The sequence below is a fragment of the Mucilaginibacter gossypii genome (assembly GCF_017569325.2).
GTDB classification, from domain to species: Bacteria; Bacteroidota; Bacteroidia; order Sphingobacteriales; family Sphingobacteriaceae; genus Mucilaginibacter; species Mucilaginibacter gossypii.
Genome location: NZ_CP071878.2, coordinates 4,099,356 through 4,125,010 on the forward strand (window position 1 = coordinate 4,099,356; position 25,655 = coordinate 4,125,010).

Here is a 25,655-nt window from a genome sequence, read left to right on the forward strand (position 1 = left end):
ATCCAGTTAAAACCATGGCAAATAATTTTTTCGGGATAACAGATACCGGTAGGCAAAGGCAAAATAACGAGGACGTTTTTATTGCCGAAAAATCTGGTGATGGTAATTTTATCATTGCCTGTGTGGTTGATGGGGTTGGCGGTTATGCCGGGGGCGAAATAGCTGCCGAAATTGCCCGCGCCACCATCCTGGAGCAATTGCAATATATAGCCGGCGATATTGTACCGCTATTGGTAAATACGTTTACTATTGCCAACCAGCGGATCTACGACGAAAAAGTACAGAACAAAGATCTTGAAAACATGGCCTGTGTGCTTACGCTGGCCGTGGTTGATATGATCAACAATAAATTTTATTATGCCCACGTTGGGGACACACGCCTGTACCTGCTGCGCGATTATTCGCTGATCAAGATCTCGAAAGATCACTCTTTTGTAGGCTTCCTGGAAGATTCGGGCCGGCTGACCGAGGAAGCGGCCATGGACCATCCCAAGCGCAATGAAATTAATAAAGCCCTTGGCTTTGCCGGGCAGATAGGCCAGGATCCCGACTTTGTAGAGACTGGTAACTCGCCCTTTTTGCCGGGCGATATCCTGCTCATTTGCAGCGACGGCTTAACCGACCTGGTTGATAAAAGCAAGATCACCAATATCCTTACCAGCAGCGATAACCTGCCCGAAAAAGGTAAAAAACTGATTGATGCAGCCAATAACCGTGGGGGTAAAGATAATGTGACCGTGGTACTGGTACATAACGATAAGGAGCGCAAGCAACACAGTGCCACGAAACCAGTGGTGGCTGCTGTAAAAGCTGCCGAACAGCCGGAAGCGATTGCGCCCGCCCCGGTAAAAAGGCAGGAAGAGCCTGATCCTGTGGTAAAAACCAAAGGCAATGGCGGCACAGTGGCTATACTTACCCTGCTTTGCTTTATTTTTTTAGGTGGATTTATCTGGCAGTTTAAAAAGAATGCAGATCAGGCTGCTATTCCTAAAAAAACAGATACGTTGGTAGCTCAGCATATTAAAAATGCGGTGGAGCTCAAGCTTCAGGATACTATTAACAAATTAAAAGGCCATACGCTGTTACTTTCGGCAGCTGATTTTCAGCAGCCTATTGTGCTGAGCGATACGCTGCATATCAATAAGGATAGCCTGTATATTAAAATAAAGGGTGCCGTCGTATTTAAAAAAGATTCTACCTATTCGGGCCCGGCTATCGCGCTGGCTGCTAATTGTAAATATGTAGTATTGGATAGCGTTGCTTTTGACGGCTTTGGTACGGCTATCGTAACACACAACGATGCCCTGGTGCTAAAAAATGTGCAGTTCAATAACTGCTTAACACCGGTCCAGGCATTGTACATGTTCCCTAATAAAAAATACATCTCGGGCAGGTTGTTTGGCAGCATGTTCAAAACTGATTCTGTTCCAACTAAAGCTACCCACTGATAAATGGCCCAGGAAAATCCCAAAGTACCCGGCAGGAGAATGGAACGGCTGTTCCTGTTGCTTACAGGCATATTGCTGGCCGTTTTATTTGTGAAGCTTTTCGGCGTATTGCAACTTAAGTTCACTGATGTTGATAAGCGCCTGAAGGACGGTACCATCGTAAACCTTAACTCGCCCAATACTGCTCAAAACGTAAAGGCGCTGCTTAAAAAAGGTTATTATTTCGATGATCCCAGGGATGTTGATTACATTGAATCGGTAATAGCATCGCGTAAAACAACCGGCGACCTGGTAGATAATACCGGCGAGCTTAACAAACGCAAATACTACGTAAATGCCGACGAGGCCTTTGAAAAAGGCGGTGAAACTTTCAAGAAACGCGTACTTACCTCCCGCACACTTTTAGGCTATACCGGCGATGATTCCATCCGCTTTGAGCAGGAATTGAAAAATCCTCCTGCTTTGGGCGCTCAAACCGATCTCAACCTTGGCGAATACAGCATTAAAGGTATAATAGCTCACAAAGGCGAACCAGTGCCCGGTGTACTGGTAAAGCTCACCATGATTTTGCCCCGCGACAGTATCTTCAGTGATGAAGAAACGGGAGCAAAAACATCTTTTTCAGAAAATGCCTCATCATACAAAAAACTGTATGTACTTAACGATCAGAAAAAGAAGGTACTGCAGTCACTAACAGCTTTTGCCCGTACCGATGAGCAAGGGCGCTTTGTATTTGCCAAATTGCCAACCGGTAAAGCATTTTCGGTATTGCCCATGCAGCCCGGCTTTGAGTTTGGCCGCTCGCAGGGCGTTGACGAGCTGGACAAAGATGTAAGTTTTAAATTTAGCCAGGCACCCCATAGCATCAAGCTGCTCTCTACCCGCGACTTTAACATCCTGAAAAAAGAGGGTGCCTTTATCGTGCGCTACCAGGAGGAGTTTAATATGTGGTACTGGATCATAGCTGGCAGTTTTTTTGCCGGTTTTATCATTGTACACCTGTTACTAAGCGCCCGGTACCCCGATGCCGATCAGATCATTTTACCCCTGATCATGATGCTTACCGGTATCTCGTTCCTTACGCTTTTAAGCCTGCAAGACCCGCTGCGCGATAGGTTCCTGGCTAAAGATACGCTTGTTTATTTGGGCATCGGCATGGCCGGGATCTGCATCATTCAGCTATTTAACCTTCGCCGTCTTAACCCCGACTCGGGCTTTTACCGGTTGCTTGTTTTTAAATGGAGCAGGAGCGCTGCCAACGGCTGGCCCTGGGCTATTGTTGCCATGGGCATCCTGTTTTCCACCATCTTGTTTGGTACCGGCCCCGAGGGTAGCGGTGTAAAAGTTAACCTGCTGGGTTTTCAGCCAAGCGAAATTGTAAAATACCTCATTGTTATTTTTCTTGCCGGATTTTTTGCCACCAACGAAAAATTCATCAGTCAATACGCCAGCTGGAGCAAGCGTTGGTCGTTCTTTTCTTTTGCACTTATCGCCACAATAATAACCCTGCTGCTGTTTTTGGTTTTAGGCGATCTGGGCCCGGCCATGGTGATCTGTTTTACATTCATTATCCTGTTCTCTTTTTCACGGGGCGATTTCCTGTATATGGCGGGCTTTGTGGTGCTATTTGTGCTCACTACCTGGTTTTTTGATAATATATGGCTTAGCGCAGGCATCACATTTTTTTCGCTTGGGAGCGTAGTATTTTTCAGGCGGAGGAGATTGAGTGAATCGGCCATTATGGCGCTCGTGGTGATCACTGCTTTTTTAACCATCGATAAAATTCCGGGGCTCGATAAAATTATCCCCGGTCCGGTGGAACGACTGGTTGAGCGTAAGGCTATTTGGCAGGACGCCTGGAATAATGAAGTTTACGGCGGCGACCAGGTAGCTAACGGACTTTGGGCCATGGCCAGTGGAGGGGTAAGCGGACAAGGTGTTGGGCAGGGCTTTGCCAAAACTATCCCCGAAGCACATACCGATATGATATTGCCATCAATCGGCGAAGAGTTTGGCTGGGCCGGCATGGCCGCGGTGTTCATCTTGTTTTTGTTGTACCTGCACCGCTCCATCATCATAGGCAGGCAAACCGGGATGCCCCTGCTGTTTTACCTAAGTGCAGGTATCGGGGTATGTACCTTTGTGCAGTTTTTGCTGATTGCGGGCGGCTCTATCGGGGCATTGCCATTATCCGGCGTTTCCCTTCCTTTTGAAAGTTATGGCGGCTCATCATTGGTAATAAATCTGCTGGCTGCGGGCTTCCTGCTGTCGGTCTCATCAGTAAGGGGCACAGCAGTGCAAATGGACTATATCACCAAACAGCAGGATAAAAACCTGGTACCTGCATTGGCAGCCGCGCTTGCCGGGGTGGTATTATTGGTGGTGAATGTATCGCGCTATACAACAGATAATAAGCAATGGGTTGTAAAGCCTGCTTTGGTTGCCGATAAAAGCGGTCTGCGGATGTTTAGTTATAACCCGCGTATCGCTATATTGATGAACAGGTTGCAGGCCGGTACTATATATGACCGTAACGGCCTTATCCTGGCTACCAGCAAACCCGAACTTATCGAAAAACAAAAGAACAAATTAAGCGCTTCGGGCATGCTGCATTATGACCTGGATTCGGCTATGCATAAGCGCCTGGATAGGTTTTATCCTTTTGAAGAGCAAACGTTTTTTTGGACGGGCGATCAAAACACCGGGGTATTTAATGGCAGCACCAACGGTTATTTTGCCGAGTATGAGCATGCCGCCGAACTTCGCGGGTTTCATATGCCTATCACCAATTATAATGTGAAGGCATCACGTTACCAGGAAGACCGGTTCCTGCCCCGCGGAATGAAAGAAATGACCGTAGCTAAAAAAGACTACAGCGCTTTAGCCAATCTCCTTGTAAGTGATATCAACGGCCCGGAGGTAGAAGCTTTCAAAAACAAAAACCGCGATGTAAAGCTTACGATGGATGCCGATCTGCAAACCAGTATTCAGCAATCTATCGCTTCCGATACTTCACTGTATGATAACAGGGTTTCGGTAGTTATCATGGAATCCAACACCGGCGATGTGCTTACATCGGCACAATACCCGCTGCCTCCTGTGCATAACTGGGACCAGCTGACTATGCCACTGGCCGATCAGAATAAACTGGCTACCTGGTTAACCACTACCGATCTGGGTTTTACCTATGCCAGTCAGCCCGGTTCAACGGCTAAAGTTTTAACGGCGATGTCAGCATTTAATAAATTAGGCATCGCTGCATCTGCAATACAATATCATGTAAGCACCCAGGAGCGGATCCGTACCAAGGGCATCGAGCCCGACGAAACCGGGATGATCACCATGGAGCGCGCCATTGCCAAATCAAACAACGTATATTTTATTAAACTGGCCAACCAGGAACACCTGGAAGAGTACATGGCAACGCTTTACCTTAAAACAGGGATGTTTTTACATGGTGTAGGCGGTTACTATTATAATAAACCGGTATTGAACGCCACCCAGGAAGATAAATGGCGCACCTTATGGCGTAAAACCGAATTTAATACCAAACCACGGTACGATCCTAACAATATCCATAAAACAAGGGCTAAAGGTATTTCGGGTATGGCCTGGGGGCAGGGCGAGCTGATTGCTACCCCTGCGGCGGTAGCGAGGCTGGTATCAGGTGTGGCTAATGACGGTATGTTACTGCCCAACAGGTACGCGCTAAAAATTGCCGATTCAACAGTGGCTGTAAAAAGCGGTATCAAGCTGGCCGAAGATCCGCGTTATGCTGCTTTGTTAAAACAATATATGATTGAGCAAAGTGCGCCTAAAACGCCTATATTAGGCATCAAGGTAGCGGGCAAAACCGGTACGCCGGAACGTATTGTAAGGAACCAGAGCGTTAACGATGGCTGGTATGTTTTCTTTGCACCAAAAGAAAAAGGCAGTGGCTATATGGTGGTTTGTATCCGGATAGAATCAACCCGCGGATCATCAGACGCGGTACACCTGGCCGGCAATCATGTGATCCCTTTCCTGCTGAAAAAAGGTTATATAAAAAGCATGGAAACGGAAACCACTACCGAAGAATAGTGTTTAAGCAGAAAGGAAGAGCAAATGGCATTTAGTTTATTTAAAAGAAGCGGCGAAAAACAACCCTGGGATGTAAAAAGCTTACGTGAAGCTATATTACGTTTCATTAAAGAATCGTTACAAAAGATAGAAGGTGGAGAAGGCGGCCATATTAAAGAGCTGAAGCTTTTTATAGTTGCCGATGCTGAGGACAAGCCTATTTATGAGGGTGCGGTTTATGTACATGATAAAGCGCTGTTCAAAAACGAGGTTCAAAAAATAGCCGACGATTTTGACATCAATTTACCTTCTGACTGGACGCTGGATGTTGAGTTCACCGATGAGCTCCCGGCGGAAGCGAAAAGGATTCCCGACCTGGATGCAGCCTTTATCATGAATACCCGCAAGCAGGTTGCACACAATGCAGCTTCCTTTACAGCCTATTTACGCATCCTGAGTGGTGAGGCCGAAAAAGAAGAATACCTGATTAAAGCAACAGACCCCAAACTTTACATTGGGAGGGATAAAAAGTCTGTTACCGAAAATGGATCGTTCAGGCTAAATCAATTTGTTTTTCCGGGAGAGAGCAGGGACGAAAGTAATAAATACATCAGCAGGCAGCATGCCCATATTGAATGGGACGGCGAAAGCGAGCGCTTCATGATCTTTGCTGATGAAGGCGGCGTACCTCCGCGCAATAAAACCAAGATCCATATTGCGGCTGATGGTAAGATGATCAAACTCAATTCCACTCAAATTGGCCATCCCCTAAGTGAAGGCGACCAGGTAATATTGGGAGAATCGGCGGTATTTTTATATACTACGATAGCAAACCGATAGAGCTAAGAAAAGGACGAGCGTTAGGAAGCGAAAGAAAATCCCTAACCATGCTCTGTCAAAATGACCTTCCTACCGGCATATGGTTAAAGGGAACTTATTTCCTGTACTTTAATCGCTTCCAAAATCCCATCCCAAAGTGCAATGCGCGCCTGTAATGCTTCTTTAACAGCAACAGTCGCGTCGGCCCATTTGCTGTCATCATCGCCGCAAAGTTCGGCAGTCATTTGATAGGCCAGTTGGGAATGATGGTCGCCGTCAACTTCTATATGGCGCTCAAGATAGTATAACAATATATCAACCTTACCCGGCAATTGTTGGCTCAGCTCTTTTACTATGCTTACAAACATATCCGGAATCAAATCTTCGCGGCCAAAAGTGAATACTGCAGCTTGCAGATGATCTTTATTGGTATCGATAACGTCAAATGTGTGCTGCACAAAATTGCGGGCGGCAACAGGAATATTGGCAATGATCAGCGCTTCATCAATATGCTTACCGAAGTTTAATTCGTTAAACAGATTGTTGATCCCTTCAGCTTGGCTGCCGGCCTGCTGCATGGCACGCAGATAAAGTTCGAAATGGCTTGCACGGTTTCCCTGCTCATCGATATCGCTTTCCTCGCCGGCAACAATTTCATTGATGAGGTAACGGGTATTGGCATTGCCTGTAGGCATCCAAGGGGTAACAGTGCAGGTAAGCTTTTGCTGCAAAGCTTTTAACAACGACATAAAATCCCAAACAGCAAACACATGATGCTCCATAAAAACGGTAAGCTCATCAAGCGATGTAATATTTTTATAAAGCTCGTGACTGATAAGCTGATCGCGTAAAGGATGGATCTCGATTTTTAACTGTGCAATGCGGTTGTTGTAATTTGCCATGTATCAAAAATTGTATGGGTGGCAAAAATAGCAAACAACGTGATTATTAATGAACTGATTATTTTTTTTGACGACGGGGTGATGGGGGATTCTTTAATTATAGTTGCTTTAATAAGGATTTAAAGCACTGCTAACTCGGAACGGATCAGATTACTGCTACAAGCGATATCATTAACTTAAATTTAAGAAATTGAAAGGCTGCCCCAGAGGGGCAGATCATTATGCTTAATAATTCACTTCCATAAGTTTACCATAAAGACTCGAAGCATCACTCCTTTTCACATAACTCTTTACTTCCCCACCACTATCTTCTCCCCCATTCGCACCACGATATCCGACCCGACCGCATAAAAAGCAGAAACCGGCTCTTTTTCCAAAAACGGCCTAACTGCTTCACCATAGAGTGCGGCAACATCAGCATCAAAAACATACTCGCGCACCAAACCCGTTTGCCATGAAACATGCTCAACCTGGTACTCCATGGTTTTTATGGGGCTTAAGCTATTATATCCCCAGTAATGTTCCAAAATGAATTCTTCTGCGCTACCGGCTTTAATATTTACTAACTCATTACTCGCGGTGGCACCAAGTTTATTCCAGCGGCCGTTTAGCTTCCACTCATATAAAAATTGGGTGTGATTATCTGCAGCTGAAGTGATAGAACTACGCATAAGCAGGGCACGGTAATGCTCTTTGTAAAGATTGTTGGCAATAAGCACTATCATGCTTTTCGGTACTATTTCGCTTATAAAAACAGCGCCGCGCTTCCATTCGGTACCATTAAAGTATCGCACGTAAAATCGCAGGTTAACTTCTTCAAAGTTTACATGCCAGGGCCATTTAATACCCAGTACCCGGGTATCCGAAAACATGAAACCAACCATACTTACCAGCGCTTTTCCTTCCCACAGGTCAAGCACCGTGCCTGCCGGCGTATAAGGTTTTAATATTGCCGCATCAACCTCGTAATTGAGCATTACAAGGTTTTTCCAATGGGCTTTTAAAAATTCGCTTTTAGCCATAAAAAGAAAAATCCCGCCTTTTTTACGAGCGGGACCTACTAAAATGATTAATATTTTTTATAGTATTTCATAGCCTCGGGTATGAGGTTCTGGATATCGGCAATACGCGTAGCATCGGCAGGGTGAGTGCTTAAAAATTCAGGCGGTGCCCCACCTTTGTTTTGGGCTGCCATACGTTGCCAAAAGGCAATGGCATTGTGCGGGTCATAACCGGCCATAGCCATAAAAGTTAAACCTAAACGGTCGGCTTCTGATTCCTGTTTACGGGAATACGCCAACAATTTCAGCTGGCTTCCAACACCATATAAAGTACTTATGGCGGTTTGTGTAGCCTGCGACTGCTGGCTTGTCGCCGCTCCTACCAATTGTCCGCCCCCTTGTACCAACATCTCCTGCGAGATCCGTTCGGCCGAGTGGCGGGCAATGGCATGCCCAATTTCATGGCCCATAACTACAGCAAGATAGGCATCGGTATTGGCTACAGGTAATAACCCGCTGTAAACCGCAACTTTACCGCCAGGCATACACCATGCGTTAACTTCACTGCTCTGGATCAGGTTAAACTCCCAATTAAAGCTATACTGATCGCCATAACCGTTTTCTTTGAGGTATTTTTCAATGGCTACAGCCAGTCTGTTACCAATGGTTTTAACACGTTGCGCATCGGCACCGCTGGCCACCACTTTAGTTTTAGGGTCGGAAAGCAGTTGCTTATAGCTTGCCGCTGCCGACTGGTTCACTTCGGCATCGCCAACCAGGCTTAATTGTTTACGGCCGGTTAGCGGCACAGTTGAACAGGAAAAGACAGCCATGATGGCTATCAGGACTAATAAAGGTTTAAACTTTTTCATGGTGATTAGGCAGCTGTTGTTTTCTTCTTAAAAAAATTAACTTTCGATTCTTTGCCTCTTATTAAACGTTCAATGTTTTTTTGGTGGGTTACCAGCACAAGTACGCAAATACACATGCCATAAATTACTATAGACCGTATAGGTGTCGGAAAAACAAATGTAACGCCTATAGGGTAAGTAAAGGCAGCTGCAATTGAGCTAAGCGACACATATTTTGAGATCAGTAACACCGTTATAAAAACCACTATACATAATAAAGCAGCATGAAAATGTATAGCCAAAATCATTCCAAACAAAGTTGCTACGCCCTTGCCGCCTCTGAAACCTGCAAAAATAGGGAACAGGTGGCCCATAACTGCCGCTATGCCTAAGGCCAGTTCATAATTAGTGTATGCGGTTGAATTGATGGCACCTGTAGCAGATGCACCAATGAAATAAGCGAAGTTTGTTGCTGCCCAGCCTTTAAATATATCAAGCAGCATCACGGGGATGCCCGCCTTTTTACCAAGCACACGAAAAGTATTTGTAGCACCTGCATTACCGCTTCCGTACTCGCGTACATCCACATTGTAAAAAGCCATACCAATCCAAACAGCCGTAGGTATTGAGCCGCACAGATAAGCCATTATAAGTGCTGTAACAGAGTAAACGGTTATCATTCTCCTGCAATATTACAAAATTGAAGCGGTAAAAGCGTTTTAATCACAGCGCTTTTACCACTAAACTTTGTTTAACAATGTGTTATTTGATATTTTAATTACCCTATTTTACGGCTTTCAGGCTAAGGTCAAGGCTTTTAACCGAATGAGTAAGCGCCCCGACAGAAATATAATCGACCCCACAATCGGCATATTCACGTATATTATCAATGGTGATACCTCCAGAAGCTTCGGTAATATAACGCCCCTGTATTATACCAACAGCCTGCCGCAGGTCATCAAAATTGAAATTATCAAGCAGTATGCGGTTAACCCGGCCGGTTTGTAAAACCTGCTCCAGTTCATCAAGATTACGTACCTCAATTTCAATGGCAAGTTTTTTTCCACTATCGGTTAAATATTGATTAGCGCTTTCAATAGCTTGTCTTATTCCACCGGCATAGTCTACATGGTTATCCTTGATCAGGATCATATCGTACAAACCAAACCTGTGGTTTACGCCTCCGCCTATGCGTACCGCCCATTTTTCGAGATAACGAAGCCCCGGAGTAGTTTTACGGGTATCTAAAACTTTAGTATTAGTCCCTTTCAGCAAATCAACTATCTGCTGGGTTTTTGTAGCAATTCCCGACATACGTTGCATACAATTTAGTACCAAACGCTCGGCGGTCAAAATACTGCGCGAATTACCCTCAACCTCAAAAGCTATGTCGTTATATTTAACCGGGGCTCCGTCCTGCAAAAACAGGTTAAGTTTAAGGTTTGGATCAACCACATGAAATATTTCGGCAGCCAGCTCAACACCGGCCAGTATTCCTTCGTCCTTAACTAAAAGTTTTGCTTTACCGGTAGCGTCGGCCGGGATGGTTGAAAGCGAGGTATGATCGCCATCGCCCACATCCTCACTTAAAGCATTATTTATAAACTGGTGTATTAGTTCTTTATCCAATTGTGTACTTTTTGAGTGTCAAAAGTAACAACAATTTTTAAATGGAGGGGATTGATTACGGTAAAGATAATGGTTCATTGTTCATGGTTCATGGCAAATCTCTGACTATGAAAACGGTTCAGCCCCAAACAAGTGCTATGAACCATTAACTATGGTCCATGAACTACGTCATTTCACCTTTTCATCCTCAATCTTCAGCTCAACAACGTTAGTACCTTTACCCGTGTCTTTAAGGGTGATTGCAACCCGAAATTCGCCCTTATCTGTATTCAAAATATAAACACCAAAATGATAATTACCCCCCGAATTTATTTTATGTAACAGCTTAATACTTTTAGGCTTATTCCGGGCGAAGAACTTATCCAGTATAACTGTAGCCTGGTTTTGCGAGTAAACATTCTCGTCTTCCATAATGGTGATCTCAACATTATTGGCAAATAGCTTGGAAAGCTCTTTGGTATTACCTGTTTTTAAAAGATTGGCCACGTTATCTATAGCATCTGCCGATGAGACATATGGGAGCAGCAGTAAAAAAATAAACGACGGCAGGTATATTAATTTCATACAATAATAACGTACTAATGGGTGCTAAAGTTACAAAGAGCGGTTAAGTGTTTACTCGTTTTTTAATAAACTAAAAAGCTGTGTTCATTAAAACTGTATAATAAACACTAACAGTATAATTTAAGTTTTATTTCAGGCTGCTAACCTAAATTAAAAAATTATATATAAAGTACCCAGTTGCCTTTATATTTGCATTGTGGAAAACAAAAAGAAACTCGCACTAATAATACTTGATGGCTGGGGTTATGGCCGCAACGATCAATCAAACGCTATACTGGCTGCCAATACTCCTTTTGTTGATGGCCTGCTTAAGCAATATCCAAATTCAAAGCTTGAAGCTTCAGGAACAGCAGTAGGCTTACCTGCCGGGCAAATGGGCAATTCGGAAGTTGGTCACATGAACCTTGGTGCAGGCCGCGTGGTTTACCAGGAACTTGGCCGCATTCATAAGGCAGTTGATGACAATGAGCTGCCAACTATCCCCGTATTGAAAGATGCGTTTGAATACGCTAAACAAAACAATAAAGATGTACACTTTATCGGTTTAGTATCTGACGGTGGTGTACATTCGCATATTCGTCACGTGAAAGGCCTTTGCGACACCGCAAAACAGCTGGACGTTAACAATGTATATATCCATGCCTTTTTAGATGGCCGCGATACCGATCCTAAATCTGGTTTGGGCTTTGTTACCGAACTTGAAGAGCATATTGCAGGTACCGGCGCTAAGATAGCTTCGGCGATAGGCCGTTACTATGCTATGGACCGTGATAACCGCTGGGAGCGTGTTAAACTGGCTTACGACCTGATGGTTAATGGCATTGGCACATCAACCCAAAACGTTACCGAGCTCATCAAACACTCCTACCTTGAAGGTGTTACCGATGAGTTTGTAAAACCGATAGTTGCTGTTGATGACGCAGGAAAACCTTTAGCCGTGATTAAAGATGGCGACGTGGTGATCTGCTTTAACTTCCGGACCGACAGGGGCCGCGAGATCAGTATCGCGTTAACTCAAAAGTCGTTCCCCGAATACAACATGCACCCGCTGGCTATCCGTTACATCACCATGACACCATATGATGAAACGTTTAAGAATGTTCAGGTTGTTTTCAATAAAGAAGATCTGACCAAAACTTTGGGCGAGATCCTGCAAAATGCAGGTAAATCACAAATCAGGATTGCCGAAACCGAAAAATACCCGCACGTAACCTTCTTCTTTTCGGGCGGCAGGGAAAAAGAGTTTGCCAACGAAAAAAGATTGTTAGTACCATCACCAAAGGTTGCCACCTACGATTTGCAGCCTGAGATGAGTGCTGCCGGTATCCGTGATGCCATTATCCCGGAACTGGAAACCGGCTGGCCTGATTTTGTTTGCCTTAACTTTGCCAATACCGATATGGTTGGCCATACCGGTGTTTTTAGCGCGGTGGTTAAAGCAGCCGAAACTGCCGACAGCTGCACCAAAGCTGTTGTTGAAGCAGGTTTGGCCAACGGCTATTCGTTTATTATCCTGGCCGACCATGGCAATGCCGATTACATGATCAACGAAGATGGGTCGCCCAATACGGCACATACCACCAACCTGGTACCATGTATCGTGATTGACAAGGATGTTAAAGAGGTAAAAGACGGAAAACTGGGCGATGTGGCGCCAACCATATTAAGTATATTAGGTGTTGCCATCCCTCCCGAAATGACTGGTAATGTATTGGTGTAATCCAAAAAACATAAGCAAAGCCGCCCTGATGGGCGGCTTTTTATTGTTAATAGCAAATTTATATTCCTGCCGGCCCGATAACAGGCAAAGCGGTGCCAAACTGGTTTACTTTGACCTGAAAGAATTTTTCAGGGCCGATTCGGCACGGCTTACCAGGCTAAACCCTGCGGTAAACAAAACGGTTACCCACAATGGCGTTACCGAAACCAAAGTGGTACATATTGGCAACTGGAACCAGGAGCTTAATTTGTTTATCCAGTCGGACATTAACCGCCCGGCCTGGAAAAACAGTTATACGGTTAGCACAAGCGATAGCGCTATTGTTTATAAAGCCCGCACACCAGAGCTTAAAACCCGCCGCATCATCATCAAAAAAGCCGGCGATAAAGTGGCGTGGATCCTGATCTATAACCACACCAAAAACCTGCTGTACGAAACCAACGAAAAATTGAGTTATTTTCCCGATTCACTCTACCTGATCCAAAAAACACAACATGTGAAATTGATGGGCCGGAACGATTACAAAGTGCAGGGAACCCTGCCTAAAAGGTAAAAGAGAAAGTTTAATCGGATTTAGTGCTGCTTCACTAAAGTATTAACCCCTGTAGTAGCCTGAATGAGTTTCTCTTTTGACTGATCGATCAGTGCGGAAATGTCCATGCGGCCCGGGTTATCTGCCAGTACTTTTTCCAGATCGGCAACTGAAGCTTTTAACGAGTTTATTCCCCTTGCTTTGTCATAAAAACGAGATGTCGCCTGCAATTTAAACATACCGTAGTCGCGGTAAGCTATGCCCCTGTTTTGGTAGTATTTGTTATCCCTGAGATCGCTGTTAATAGAAATGGCCTTTGTAAGATCCACAATAGCGCCTAACAGGTACAATTCCTTATCCGCCGCTGAAGCCTGGCTGTCTCTCCCGAGGTAGCTTTTTGCCCTTGCCCTGTAATAATAAGCTGTTGCATCGGCCGGCTTTACGGCAATTACCTTGGTATATGCCAGTATCGATTTTTTGTAATTATCGCTGTGGTAGTATGAGTAGCCCAGCATCCACATAGCGTTTGCATTTGTTGAATCAGTTATGCACGCCTTTTCCAGGTGTGACACCGCCGAACGGAAATCGCCATCCATGAGCGCCTGCTGGCCGAGCCGTACATAAGCGTTTTGTGCTATAGCCGACTCGAGCGAAGACATGATCAGAAGGGGCAGGATAACTGATAACTTCATTAAACGGATTACTGGTAAAACAAAAATGGTATAATATTAACTATTAATACCCTAAATTATTATGCTATATTGTGGTTTTATATAAAATTTTTCACACATACAAATAATTTAAGCACAGCGATACTATGACTTTTTTTCATCTTTACCAATAAAATCTTATTTATTTACAATTCGTTTTACAAATTTGTAACAAACATGTAACCAGTACGTTAAATCACCAGATTAATTGTTGCTATTTATTATCGTAACTTGGCACAGCTCTTGAACCATAGTTATGTGCGATTGATAATCGCAATTTAACCTGTAATTGAAGTAGAAACTATCTTACAGGCTGACAACATGACGTTTTATTCTACTAAAATATAATAATGAATTTCGATCCGTTTGATTTTAAAAATGCTTTACCGGTTATAAACGAGGATTCAGAATTTTTCCCGCTAATGTCATCGGAAGATGAGGAGGAGATGAATAATGAGGAACTGCCCGATGTAATGCCTATTTTACCCTTGCGCAATACTGTACTTTTCCCGGGTGTTGTGATCCCAATTACAGTTGGCAGGGATAAATCAATAAAACTAATTCGCGATGCCAATAAAGGCAGCCGCATGATTGGGGTGGTTTCGCAACAGGATGTGGGGATTGAAGACCCTACTTTTAACCAGCTTAACAAAGTTGGCACTATAGCACTCATTATAAAAATGCTGCAAATGCCTGATGGTAACACCACCGTTATCATCCAGGGCAAAAAACGTTTTTATTTAAAAGAAGAAGTACAGAGCGAACCCTATATAAAAGCCACAGTTGAGTCCTTTCATGAGATAAAAATCAAGGAAGATAAAGAGTTTAAAGCCATGGTATCATCCATTAAGGATATGGCCATGAATATTATCCAGCTTTCGCCAAATATCCCGAGTGAAGCAGGGATCGCAATCCGCAATATCGAAAGCACATCGTTCCTGATCAACTTCATATCATCAAATATGAACGCTGATATGACCGCTAAACAACACCTGCTTGAAATTGCCAACCTGCGCGAACGTGCCAACCTTGTGCTTGAGCATTTAACGCTCGACCTGCAAATGCTGGAATTAAAAAACCAGATCCAGACCAAAGTACGCGTTGACCTTGACAAACAGCAAAGGGATTATTTCCTTAACCAGCAGCTAAAAACTATACAGGAAGAACTGGGCGGCAATACGCCCGACCTGGAAATTGAGAGCCTGCGCCAGCGTGGCATCAAAAAGAAATGGGCAAAGGAAGTTAAAGATCATTTTAACAAAGAGCTTGAAAAACTGAGCCGTACCAATCCCGCAGCAGCCGATTACTCGGTTCAGATCAATTATCTTGAACTGCTGCTTGATTTACCATGGAACGAGTTTACCAAAGATAACTTTGACCTTAAGCGTGCGCAAAGGATCCTTGATAAAGATCACTTTGGTTTAGATAAAGTAAAACAACGCATTATCGAATACCTGGCCGTGCTGAAATTAAAGCACGACATGAAAGCTCCGATACTTTGTTTGGTTGGCCCTCCGGGGGTTGGCAAAACATCGTTAGGTAAATCAATAGCCAAAGCTTTGGGCCGTAAATATGTGCGCATGGCATTAGGCGGAATCCGCGATGAAGCGGAGATCCGGGGTCATCGTAAAACATATATTGGTGCTATGCCGGGCCGCATTATCCAGTCGATAAAAAAGGCGGGCGCATCAAACCCGGTATTTATTTTGGATGAGATAGATAAAGTAGGCAACGATTTCAGGGGCGATCCATCATCGGCCCTGCTTGAAGTACTTGACCCCGAGCAAAACGGCACCTTCTCTGATCACTATGTTGAAATGGACTACGACCTTTCAAACGTGATGTTTATTGCTACCGCCAACTCGCTGAGCACTATCCAGCCTGCCTTGTTAGACAGGATGGAGATCATTGAAGTGAACGGCTATACCATTGAAGAAAAAATTGAGATAGCCAAGCAACACCTTGTACCTAAACAGCGCGAAGCACATGGCTTAAAAATAAAAGATGTAAGTCTTAAAGCAGATGTTATCGAAAAGGTGATAGTTGATTACACCCGCGAATCGGGGGTACGTTCACTGGAGAAAAAGATAGGTTCGGTTGTGCGCGGCGTGGCTAAGAACATAGCCATGGAAGAGCCTTACAACAGTGTTGTAAGTAAAAAAGATATTGAAAAGATACTGGGCGCACCTATTTTTGATAAAGACCTTTATGAAGGCAATGACGTAGCAGGCGTTGTAACAGGCCTGGCCTGGACTTCTGTAGGCGGCGACATCCTGTTCATTGAAGCCAGTTTAAGCCCCGGAAAAGGCCGCTTAACACTAACAGGCAGTCTTGGCGATGTGATGAAAGAGTCGGTAACTATAGCCCTCGCTTACCTGCGCGCGCATGCTGCCGATTTTGACATCAACCCTAAACTGTTTGATCAGTGGGATGTGCATGTACACGTACCGGCAGGCGCTACCCCTAAAGATGGCCCGTCGGCGGGTGTTACCATGCTTACAGCACTGGTTTCGGCATTTACACAGCGTAAAGTAAAGCCCAATTTGGCCATGACGGGCGAGATCACCCTCCGGGGTCGGGTTTTGCCTGTAGGCGGTATCAAAGAAAAGATCCTGGCTGCAAAACGCGCCAACATAAAAGAGATCATCCTGTGCAAATCGAACCAAAAAGACATTTTGGAAATTAAGGAAGATTACATCAAAGACCTTAGCTTTCATTACGTTACCGATATGCGGGATGTGATAACGCTGGCCCTGCTTAACGAAAAGGTTAAAAATCCAATAAATCTTACCGTTAAAGAAGACGAGAAAGCAGCAATTAATTAAAGCAGGGCTATTTCCCGGCATAAAACAAAAAAGTTTTACAGTTATGCGCTGTAAAACTTTTTTGTTTTAGAAGTTCTTCATGACAAGGTATCGAAACATAATGCCCAACTTAAAATAGTGTTCGCGGCTCGAATTTTAATTTTCATTTGTAATCTCAACCCCATCCCTTATTGCAGCTTCAAGTATATCAATGTTTATATCTTTTAAATTATTGAACTTAATACAATACCCTGTCACGCTCGCCTTGCCTATTTCTTTTCCATAGGTTTGGGCTAAATATTTTTTATCCTTAATACCAAGTATGTAGATAGAGATCCCCGTAGTGTTGGCGCTCATACCAACCTGAAAAAACTCCCTGGTTGTTCCGTTAGCGTATTTTATGGTGTAAGATCCATATCCCACGTTAGGGTTGCTAACAATCCGGCCTTCAGCGTTTCTGCCGTCCTCAAACCATAATTTACATCCCGGTAATATTTGAAGTATATGTCTATGTAAAATTTGCATATCACCACGTTTGGGTTCGGGTTGGCTGGTAATATACTCTTCGGTTTGTTGCTGCACGTTCATATAAAATATGGGATTATGGGTTGCTTGCTTTGCTTTTTAAATTTCGTTTTATTTTTAGTAAAACCCTAATTCATTTCTTTCTCATCAACCAAATTTTAAACTGTAACATTCCCTAAATTTATAACTGCTTTATTTGCATCGGGTTTTTTATATATTAGCGCACATATATACTATTATACTATATAAACCCCAATGCCTAATAAACTATTTTTAACACTGGTATGCCTGTTAAGCGCTACCTGTTTATTTGCACAAACCCGCGGTCATGAATTTGGTATTCAAACTGACAATGATTCGTTCCTTGGTCAGGGATCTGACAGGTATTACACCAATGGTATTTTCTTTTACTACCGAAAGGCGTTAACCGTAAAACCGTCCGAAAATTCACTCCAAAACAAAGTTTTAGGATTTGAGTTAGGGCAAAAAATGTTCAACCCCCAATCGGGCTTTGTACGCGGACCATTTGATATTGACAGGCCGTTTGCAGCGTATACTTATTTAGGCTCAACACTTAACTTGCTTTACAAAAACGAAAGTAACCTGAAGCTTGGCGCCCAGATAGGCTTGGTAGGCCCGGCCGCGGGCGGCGAACCTGTTCAGAAGCTTATTCACAATACTTTCGGTTTTTACAAACTTAACGGCTGGCAATACCAGGTCAAAAATGATGTAGAGCTCAATCTTTCGGCCGAGTATAATAAGCTGCTGGCCCGTTCCTCATGGATTGACCTGAGCTTTAGCTCATATGCCAACCTGGGTAACGGCTTTACCGGCGCTGGCGCCGGGGGTATGGTACGTCTGGGAAATTTCAACCAGCTGTTCAATTCCATCAGTACCCAAAGTACGGTATCAACCGGCGGTGAGGAAAAATTACTGCACAAGCACGAGATCTTTTTTTACTACAAGCCTTTAGCCAATTTGGTTGGTTATGATGCAACCATCCAGAGCAGCCTGTTCCGCAAACATGACGACCCAAACAGCCTGGAAGTTGTTTCAGAAAAGAAACCGTTTATATTTAGCCAACAGGTAGGTGTAGCTTTTACAACCAGCCGTTTCGCTTTTGATATAGCGGCAATATTCCATACCAAAGACACTAAGGAAATGCTCCGCTCGCACCAATGGGGTTCAATTACCGGGCTTTACAGGTTTAAATAAAGAGATTAGAGGTTGGAGGTTAGTGATTAGAAGAACCGCTACCTGAACCATCATGTCATTGCGAGGAACGAAGCAATCGCACGGAAGCATTGCCACTCTGTAGAGTATGCGATTGCCACGCTGCGCAATGACATAGCTTTAGAGAGTTCGCTTAACTACTCACCAAAATCACTTTTCCTATTCTCCTTCTTTACCGATTGCCTTTTCTTGCTGTCCAATCTTGCCGCTTTTGCGGCTTTACTCACTTTAGTGGGTTTACGCACTTTGGGCTTTTGAAGGGCTTTTGTTAGCAGCGTTGTTAACCTTTCAATTGCTTTTTCTTTATTGAGATACTGGCTTCGCTCTTCATCACATATTACCTGCACGTAACCATCTTTGTTAAGCCTGGTCTGCAGCTTTTCGGTTAGCAGCAGCTTTTCATCATCGTTAAACAAAGCGGACGAACCTATTGAAAATAACAGTTCAACCTTGCTCGAAACCTTATTTACGTTTTGGCCGCCCTTTCCCCCACTTCTTGATGTTTTGTAGCTCGTTTCCTTTTGGAGATCGGCTTTGTTAAAATTCATCTTCAAAAATAAGCCTTATTGAGTTACCGCTATCGGGCCATTTGCTAATAATTTGCTATTTTAGCAGCTCTATGAACAACAATATCGTAGTAGCCATTGATGGTTATTCTTCGTGCGGGAAAAGCACCCTGGCAAAAGCTTTAGCAAAAGAGCTTCATTTTATTTATGTTGATAGCGGCGCTATGTACCGTGCCGTAACCTTATACTTTTTAAGGCATAATATTGATCTTGAAGATCATGCCCAGATAGCGGACGCGTTGCATAATATCCATCTTAATTTTCATACGCAAAACCATAAAACCTTTATTACCTTAAATGAAGAGGACGTGTCTGAAGAGATCCGCCAGATGCACGTAGCCGATAAAGTTAGCTCGGTAGCAGCTATAAAAGAAGTGCGCGCTGCCATGGTAAGGCAACAGCAGCGTTTAGGCCGCTCTAAAAATATTATTATGGATGGCCGCGATATCGGTACGGTAGTATTCCCGGATGCCCAGGTGAAACTGTTCATGACTGCCGATCCAAAGATCCGCGCCGAACGTAGATATAAAGAGTTATTACCAACCAATCCTAACATTACTTTAGAAGAGGTTTTTGATAACCTGGCACACCGCGACTACCAGGATACCACGCGCGAGGAAAGCCCCCTTACCCGCGCCGAAGATGCCATTATATTAGACAACACCGACCTAAGCCAGGATGAGCAATTGATGTTTGCCATAAGCCATATTGAACCGTTTGTTGCGGAGTAATGAACCATGATTTTTAGGATTTAAGGATTTCTTGATATTTAAAGCCTATCAAGAAATCCCTTAATCAAGTGAATCATGATTCAGATATGTATCAGGAAATCCTTTAATCAAGTGAATCATGGTTCTGCTTAAACTTCTCCGCCTTAACCCCAAACCTGTTTAAAAAATCTACCCCCTCGTCGCTTGCTAAGCCTTTATACTCGGCATAAGATTTATCGTAATACACATGGGTTATACCCGCCGAATAGATGAGCCTTGCGCAAGGCAAACATGGCGACAGCGTGGTATACAACGTAGCGCCTTCAAGTCGTGCCCCGTTTTTTACCGCATAAAGTATCGCGTTTTCTTCGGCATGCAGGGCAAGTGAACAGCTGCCTTTTGAATCGCGCGCACAACCTGTTTCGGGCCATTCCACATCACAATTATGTGTTCCAGCCGGCGGACCGTTATAGCCTATGGAAATAATCCGCGTATCACGCGTTAAAACCGCCCCAACATGTGCTTTAACACAATGCGACCGCTCGGCCAGATCAGTGGCCAGGTTCATAAAAATCTGATCGAAGCTGGGTTTTGTCATCGGTGATCGGAGGTTAAAGAGTTGAGATTAGTTAAAATTATTATAAAAAGAAAAGAGGTTGAAAATTAAAGGCCTAACCTCTAATCTCCAACCTCTAATTTCTAAAAAGATTAATGTCCGCCTTTAACTTCAACGTGGTCAAGGTCGATACCCTGATGACGGAGCTCACGGCTAACTTTCCAAGCAAAATAAGCAAGGTATGCGAAACCTATTACAGGCACGATGTATGAGAAGTGGATACCGCTCATACCCGGAACAACATTACCGGCACCATCGGCAATTTTACCTTGCAGCGGCGGGATGATCGAACCGCCCAAAATCATCATGATCAAAAACGCCGAGCCCTGGCTGGTGTATTTACCCAAACCTGTAATAGCTAATGAGAAAATTGATGGCCACATAATTGAGCAGCATAATCCACCGCTGATAAACGCGAAGGTAGCTACCTTGCCTGTAGTAAATAAACCTGCAAGCATGAACGCTACGCCCAACAAACCGAGTACCGATAAAGTACGGGTTGGTTTTTGCTGACCGATAAAGAAAGCAACGATCAGGATGGCCACGCAAATTGCATAAGCGTACAGGTGGCTTACGTTAGCGCCCGAGAAAACATTTACCAGCAGCACTATGCCGAATGCGAGGAACGGGATTAAAATATATAAAACATATTTAACCGATTTTGAAAGATTAAACGCATCAATAGACCCCGCAAAACGCCCGATCATTAAGCTACCCCAGTATAATGAAATATATGGAGCAATGTCCGACTCAGCAAAAGAACCAAATTCAGGGGTCTTCAATAATGAACCCATGTTACTTTGAATAGTAACCTCAGTACCTACATAGGTAAATATAGCCAGCATACCCAATATTAACTGCGGGTATTGCATAGCGCCCCAGCCTTCTTTACTCTTTTTAGCGGCGAAAATGGTACCTATCAGTGTAAATACGATTATAGCTAACGAAGCATATACAAAATATTGGCTTGGTATGCCTATAGCTTTGCTGATAGGGTCGGCTGCAAGTATCAAACAAAACGCTACAAACATCACCAGCAATGGTGTATTTGCTTTTGAGCTTGATTCGATCTTTTCATCGCTGGTAACCTTTGGCAGGTTCGAAAACCAAAAGAACAAAGCAACAGCAATGAACAAGCCAGCCAACAAATAATATAGGTTATTGATTGATGATATTTTAACATCTGCCGCGGCAGTTTTTGCGGTTGCCGAACCAAATAATACCACACTTACAACTACAGGGCCTAATAAAGCGCCTATGTTGTTGATACTGCCTGCAAAGTTTAAACGGTTTGAACCGGTTTCAGGAGGCCCTAATGCAACAACAAATGGGTTTGCAGCCGTTTGCTGTAACGAAAAACCAACAGCTATAATAAAGAATACAGCCAAAATGAAACCAAACGCGCCCGAAGCTACAGCAGGGATCATAGCCAATGCACCAACCGCCGAAACAACAAGGCCTAAAATGATACCATTTTTGTAACCTAACTTGTTCATAATATCAACTTTACTGGCTTGTGATGCAAAATAAAGTATCAATGAACCAATGAAATATCCGCCATAAAAGGTAAAGTCAATTAATTGGGATTCAAATTGGGTAAGGTGAAAGTGCTCTTTACAGAAGGGTATGAAAATACCGTTGGAGGCGGCTAAAAAGCCCCAAAAGAAAAACACGGTAATCAGCGTATACAAAGCTGTGCCGTAGTTCTTAGCATTGTTTTGTTCCATTTTAAAATAGGTTGTACAGATTTGATTTTTGAATTTCTAAACATAATTCAATTTTGGTAAAACTCTCTGGTCTTTTTTAAATAAATTAAATCACAATTTTAACTTTCGTTGTTTATGAGATAAAATTGCATATTCGCAATGTTCAAAAAAGAACAAAGCTTAACTTAATGATAAAAGCCATTGTTTCGGGTATCGGGTTTGGATTAGTACTTACATTTATTACCGGCCCGGTTTTTTTTGCGCTCATTAAAACCAGTATCGAAAAAGGGTTTCATGCCGGTGTTTCGCTTGCCCTTGGTGTGGTTTGCAGCGATGTGGTTTTTGTGGGCGCAATCCTGTTTGGTTCGCAATATATCGATGTATCTGACCATACCAAAGTTATAGCAGGCGTTGTAGGCAGCGCCATATTATTCGCGCTTGGCCTATATTACATGTTCAAGAAAAGCGAGATCAATTATGAAAATAAAGTACCATCAGGCGCCGACCGCTTTGGTTACATACTTAAAGGTTTCCTGATGTGCATTTTTAACCCTACCCTCCTCTTCCACTGGACGGTGGTGATCGGCGCGGCCAGTACAACATTCCTGGTGGGCACCCCGCACAGGTCGTTTCATATAGCTGTTATGTTTTTAACCATACTGATCATCCAGTTTGGTATGGATACCCTCAAAGCTTTTTATGCCAATAAACTCCGGGCACGTATTTCGGTTAAGTTTATTCACCGTTTAAATGAGGTTGCCGGCATTGCGCTTATTATTGCCTCGTTGGTGCTGATTGATAAGCTGGTTACGCATTTTGTATTTGCAGCGCCGGCAGGATCGTAAATAGTTACATATTTCAACCTTAGCCATTTTTAAACCTTATCATAATGTTACTCAAATTCGCCTACTTGCTATTCGCAATAGTGACCGATCTACTGGTATACTCGAAACTTCATAAAAAGAGTTGGTTCAGCAACACCCAGTTTAATTTGATTGGCGCAACGTTAGTTCTATTTATACTATTACACCTGTTCAACCCGAGTTTCCTTTTACCGTTCGGTTTTGTTGCCCCAATAACTATTATTGCCTTCGCGCCGATCCTTATTCATTTTTGGTTTAATTATTTAGTAATAAAAAGAATAAACCGAATTACAACCGAACAAAACAAGCGATTTATGGCTACTGGTTTAAGGATTTTTTCATTCTTCTTTTTGAAGTTTTTTTTTATAATGATATTGATCGCTCAAGTCTCATTTATAATTTCACCTACGATCAATTAACAAAAAAGGCGATGAAAAACTCATCGCCTCGTATATCATTCCCCCTTTAGGGGGTTAGGGGGCATTACATATAAGCTCTTTGGTTTTTACCTTCCATCCAGTTAACAAAGGCGCGGTTAACAACCTTGTTACCACCCGGCGTTGGGTAATCACCGCTAAAGTACCAATCACCAAGGTTATCAGGGCAGGCAATATGCAGGTTATCTAAGGTTTGATAAATTACCTGTACCTCACAATTCACATTTTTAGGTGTGATGATCTGCGCAATACGGTCAGAGATCTGCTGATCGGTAAACATGGCATAAATCTCTTTCACATAATTTTCAACTTCTTCCTTCGGCAGTTTCTGGCTGTCTTTACATTTTTGATAAACATCCAGGATCACATCTTCCCTGCCCATCTCTTTTAACAAACTGATTGCTGCTTCAAATGCCACAAATTCACCCATACGTGACATGTCGATCCCATAACAATCGGGGTAACGGATCTGCGGAGCAGATGAAACTACAACAACTTTTTTAGGGCCAAGCCTGTCAAGAATTTTCAGGATACTTTGTTTCAGCGTAGTACCACGAACTATTGAGTCATCCAATACTACTAAGGTATCGGTGCCTTTTCTGATCAATCCGTAAGTAGTATCGTATACGTGGGCCACCATTTCGCTGCGATCCGCGTCCTGGGTGATGAAAGTACGCAGTTTAACATCCTTAATGGCTATTTTTTCAACCCTTGGGGCTACCTGTAATATTTCGGTAAGCTTTTCTTCGGTAATGTCGCTTCCAAGCTCAAGCAGTTTTTCGTGCTGATATTTCTTTACATACTTATGCATACCCTCAACCATACCATAAAAGGCAACTTCGGCGGTGTTGGGTATGTAAGAGAATACCGTATTTTTAATATCATGATTAACAAAATCCAATATCTGCGGGCAAAGCAGGCGACCTAATTGCTTACGCTCACGGTAAATGGCCGAGTCACTGCCGCGCGAAAAGTAGATCCGCTCAAAAGAGCAGGCTTTCTTTTCTTTTGGCTCGCTGAACATATCCTCGGTTATTTTACCATTCTTTTTAACGATCAACGCATGGCCGGGACGAATTTCCCTGATCTCCTCCATAGGCACGTTAAATGCCGTTTGGATAGCAGGGCGTTCAGATGCCGCAACAACGATCTCATCATTATAATAATAAAATGCCGGGCGGATACCCACCGGATCGCGCATTACAAAGGCATCTCCGTGGCCAAGGATCCCGGCAATAGTATAGCCGCCATCCCAGTTCTTGGCCGATTTACGGAGGATCTTGGCAACATCCATATCATTAGCTATAAGCTTACTGATCTCCATGTTATCATCTAATCCCTCACGTTTGTACTGATCGAACAAGCCCTGGTTTTCAGTATCGATGAAGTGGCCTATTTTTTCAAGCACAGTAACCGTATCGGCCTTTTCCTTTGGATGCTGACCTAATGCATAAAGTTGTTGCAATAATTCATCAACATTGGTCATGTTAAAATTACCGGCAATAACCAGGTTACGGGTCATCCAGTTGTTTTGCCTCAAAAACGGGTGGCAGCTTTCAATGCTGTTTTTGCCATGGGTACCATAGCGCAGGTGCCCTAACAAAACCTCGCCGGTAAAGCTAACATGTTCTTTAAGCCACTCAGCGTCCGCCATTTTTTCGGGGGTCTCTTTCTGAATGTCCGCAAATTTCTTTTGGATATATTCAAAAATGTCGGCAACGGCATTTGAGGCCATTGAGCGGTGACGGCTGATGTATCTTTTGCCCGGTTCAATATCCAGTTTAATGGTAGCAACACCTGCGCCATCCTGGCCGCGGTTGTGTTGTTTTTCCATTAAGAGATAAAGTTTGTTCAGGCCGTACAGTGCAGTTCCGTACTTTTTCTGATAATAAGATAGTGGCTTTAGTAAGCGGATAAATGCCACACCGCATTCATGTTTAATCTGATCGCTCATGATTCG

Annotated in this window: 21 protein-coding genes; 9 read left to right on the forward strand and 12 right to left on the reverse strand. The window is 43.5% G+C overall.

Going from position 1 to position 25,655, the window contains the following annotated elements; all coding sequences use genetic code 11:
* The first annotated feature begins 14 nt into the window (after positions 1–14).
* From J3L18_RS17135 to J3L18_RS17145, 3 genes are read left to right on the forward strand one after another with little or no spacing between them, the layout of a single operon-like run.
* The gene (locus tag J3L18_RS17135) at positions 15–1,448 is read left to right on the forward strand and encodes a protein phosphatase 2C domain-containing protein (RefSeq protein ID WP_129568496.1); all 1,434 of its coding nucleotides are present in this window, start codon (positions 15–17) and stop codon (positions 1,446–1,448) included.
* A gap of 3 nt (positions 1,449–1,451) precedes the next feature.
* A complete protein-coding gene (locus J3L18_RS17140; RefSeq protein ID WP_091172471.1) occupies positions 1,452–5,528 on the forward strand; it encodes an FtsW/RodA/SpoVE family cell cycle protein in 4,077 nt (1,358 codons plus the stop codon).
* A 24-nt stretch (positions 5,529–5,552) separates the two neighbouring features.
* Complete coding sequence (locus tag J3L18_RS17145) at positions 5,553–6,347, forward strand: FHA domain-containing protein (protein ID WP_091172475.1); 795 nt, start codon at positions 5,553–5,555, stop codon at positions 6,345–6,347.
* A gap of 83 nt (positions 6,348–6,430) precedes the next feature.
* On the opposite strand, the gene J3L18_RS17150 is transcribed toward J3L18_RS17145, so the two are convergent.
* From J3L18_RS17150 to J3L18_RS17175, 6 genes are all read right to left on the reverse strand, one after another.
* A complete protein-coding gene (locus J3L18_RS17150) occupies positions 6,431–7,228 on the reverse strand; it encodes a DUF3050 domain-containing protein (protein WP_091172478.1) in 798 nt (265 codons plus the stop codon).
* A gap of 290 nt (positions 7,229–7,518) precedes the next feature.
* Positions 7,519–8,250 carry a YqjF family protein gene (locus J3L18_RS17155; RefSeq protein ID WP_129568495.1) on the reverse strand — a complete coding sequence of 244 codons (732 nt, stop codon included), beginning with the start codon at positions 8,248–8,250 and terminating at the stop codon, positions 7,519–7,521.
* Between the two features lie 47 nt (positions 8,251–8,297).
* Entirely contained in the window at positions 8,298–9,101 is an 804-nt protein-coding gene (locus tag J3L18_RS17160) for a M48 family metallopeptidase (protein WP_091172486.1), read from the reverse strand.
* A 5-nt stretch (positions 9,102–9,106) separates the two neighbouring features.
* Complete coding sequence (gene plsY / locus J3L18_RS17165; protein ID WP_090531854.1) at positions 9,107–9,760, reverse strand: glycerol-3-phosphate 1-O-acyltransferase PlsY; 654 nt, start codon at positions 9,758–9,760, stop codon at positions 9,107–9,109.
* Between the two features lie 103 nt (positions 9,761–9,863).
* Positions 9,864–10,709, reverse strand: coding sequence for a carboxylating nicotinate-nucleotide diphosphorylase (nadC, locus tag J3L18_RS17170; protein ID WP_129568494.1), 846 nt, complete (start codon positions 10,707–10,709; stop codon positions 9,864–9,866).
* 168 nt (positions 10,710–10,877) lie between these two features.
* Positions 10,878–11,273 (reverse strand): DUF4783 domain-containing protein, encoded by a 396-nt coding sequence (locus tag J3L18_RS17175; protein WP_129568493.1) that lies wholly within the window; start codon positions 11,271–11,273, stop codon positions 10,878–10,880.
* Between the two features lie 196 nt (positions 11,274–11,469).
* On the opposite strand from J3L18_RS17175, the gene gpmI reads away from it, so the two are divergent.
* Positions 11,470–12,993, forward strand: coding sequence for a 2,3-bisphosphoglycerate-independent phosphoglycerate mutase (gene gpmI, locus J3L18_RS17180; protein ID WP_091172496.1), 1,524 nt, complete (start codon positions 11,470–11,472; stop codon positions 12,991–12,993).
* Positions 12,994–13,021: 28 nt separating this feature from the next.
* Entirely contained in the window at positions 13,022–13,546 is a 525-nt protein-coding gene (locus J3L18_RS17185; RefSeq protein WP_189549104.1) for a hypothetical protein, read from the forward strand.
* A 20-nt stretch (positions 13,547–13,566) separates the two neighbouring features.
* On the opposite strand, the gene J3L18_RS17190 is transcribed toward J3L18_RS17185, so the two are convergent.
* A complete protein-coding gene (locus tag J3L18_RS17190) occupies positions 13,567–14,217 on the reverse strand; it encodes a tetratricopeptide repeat protein (RefSeq protein ID WP_090531867.1) in 651 nt (216 codons plus the stop codon).
* Positions 14,218–14,585: 368 nt separating this feature from the next.
* Between J3L18_RS17190 and lon the strand changes: the two genes are divergently transcribed.
* Entirely contained in the window at positions 14,586–17,060 is a 2,475-nt protein-coding gene (gene lon / locus J3L18_RS17195) for an endopeptidase La (RefSeq protein ID WP_129568491.1), read from the forward strand.
* A gap of 135 nt (positions 17,061–17,195) precedes the next feature.
* Here lon and J3L18_RS17200 read toward each other — a convergent pair whose 3' ends face one another.
* Positions 17,196–17,627: a DUF1801 domain-containing protein gene (locus tag J3L18_RS17200; RefSeq protein WP_129568490.1), complete on the reverse strand. Its 432-nt coding sequence runs from the start codon at positions 17,625–17,627 to the stop codon at positions 17,196–17,198.
* Between the two features lie 192 nt (positions 17,628–17,819).
* On the opposite strand from J3L18_RS17200, the gene J3L18_RS17205 reads away from it, so the two are divergent.
* Positions 17,820–18,779, forward strand: a complete 960-nt coding sequence (locus tag J3L18_RS17205) for a lipid A deacylase LpxR family protein (protein WP_129568489.1) — start codon at positions 17,820–17,822, stop codon at positions 18,777–18,779.
* A gap of 155 nt (positions 18,780–18,934) precedes the next feature.
* On the opposite strand, the gene arfB is transcribed toward J3L18_RS17205, so the two are convergent.
* Positions 18,935–19,345, reverse strand: coding sequence for an alternative ribosome rescue aminoacyl-tRNA hydrolase ArfB (gene arfB, locus J3L18_RS17210; protein WP_129568488.1), 411 nt, complete (start codon positions 19,343–19,345; stop codon positions 18,935–18,937).
* A gap of 71 nt (positions 19,346–19,416) precedes the next feature.
* Here arfB and cmk point away from each other — a divergent pair, with 71 nt between their 5' ends.
* A complete protein-coding gene (cmk, locus tag J3L18_RS17215) occupies positions 19,417–20,094 on the forward strand; it encodes a (d)CMP kinase (protein WP_129568487.1) in 678 nt (225 codons plus the stop codon).
* A 103-nt stretch (positions 20,095–20,197) separates the two neighbouring features.
* Here cmk and J3L18_RS17220 read toward each other — a convergent pair whose 3' ends face one another.
* A complete protein-coding gene (locus J3L18_RS17220) occupies positions 20,198–20,671 on the reverse strand; it encodes a deoxycytidylate deaminase (RefSeq protein ID WP_129568486.1) in 474 nt (157 codons plus the stop codon).
* Positions 20,672–20,781: 110 nt separating this feature from the next.
* Entirely contained in the window at positions 20,782–22,416 is a 1,635-nt protein-coding gene (locus J3L18_RS17225; protein WP_112654787.1) for an MFS transporter, read from the reverse strand.
* Positions 22,417–22,583: 167 nt separating this feature from the next.
* Here J3L18_RS17225 and J3L18_RS17230 point away from each other — a divergent pair, with 167 nt between their 5' ends.
* Positions 22,584–23,240 (forward strand): LysE family translocator, encoded by a 657-nt coding sequence (locus tag J3L18_RS17230; protein WP_091172523.1) that lies wholly within the window; start codon positions 22,584–22,586, stop codon positions 23,238–23,240.
* A 501-nt stretch (positions 23,241–23,741) separates the two neighbouring features.
* On the opposite strand, the gene J3L18_RS17235 is transcribed toward J3L18_RS17230, so the two are convergent.
* Positions 23,742–25,649: an amidophosphoribosyltransferase gene (locus J3L18_RS17235; RefSeq protein ID WP_129568485.1), complete on the reverse strand. Its 1,908-nt coding sequence runs from the start codon at positions 25,647–25,649 to the stop codon at positions 23,742–23,744.
* Between the last annotated feature and the right edge of the window lie 6 nt (positions 25,650–25,655).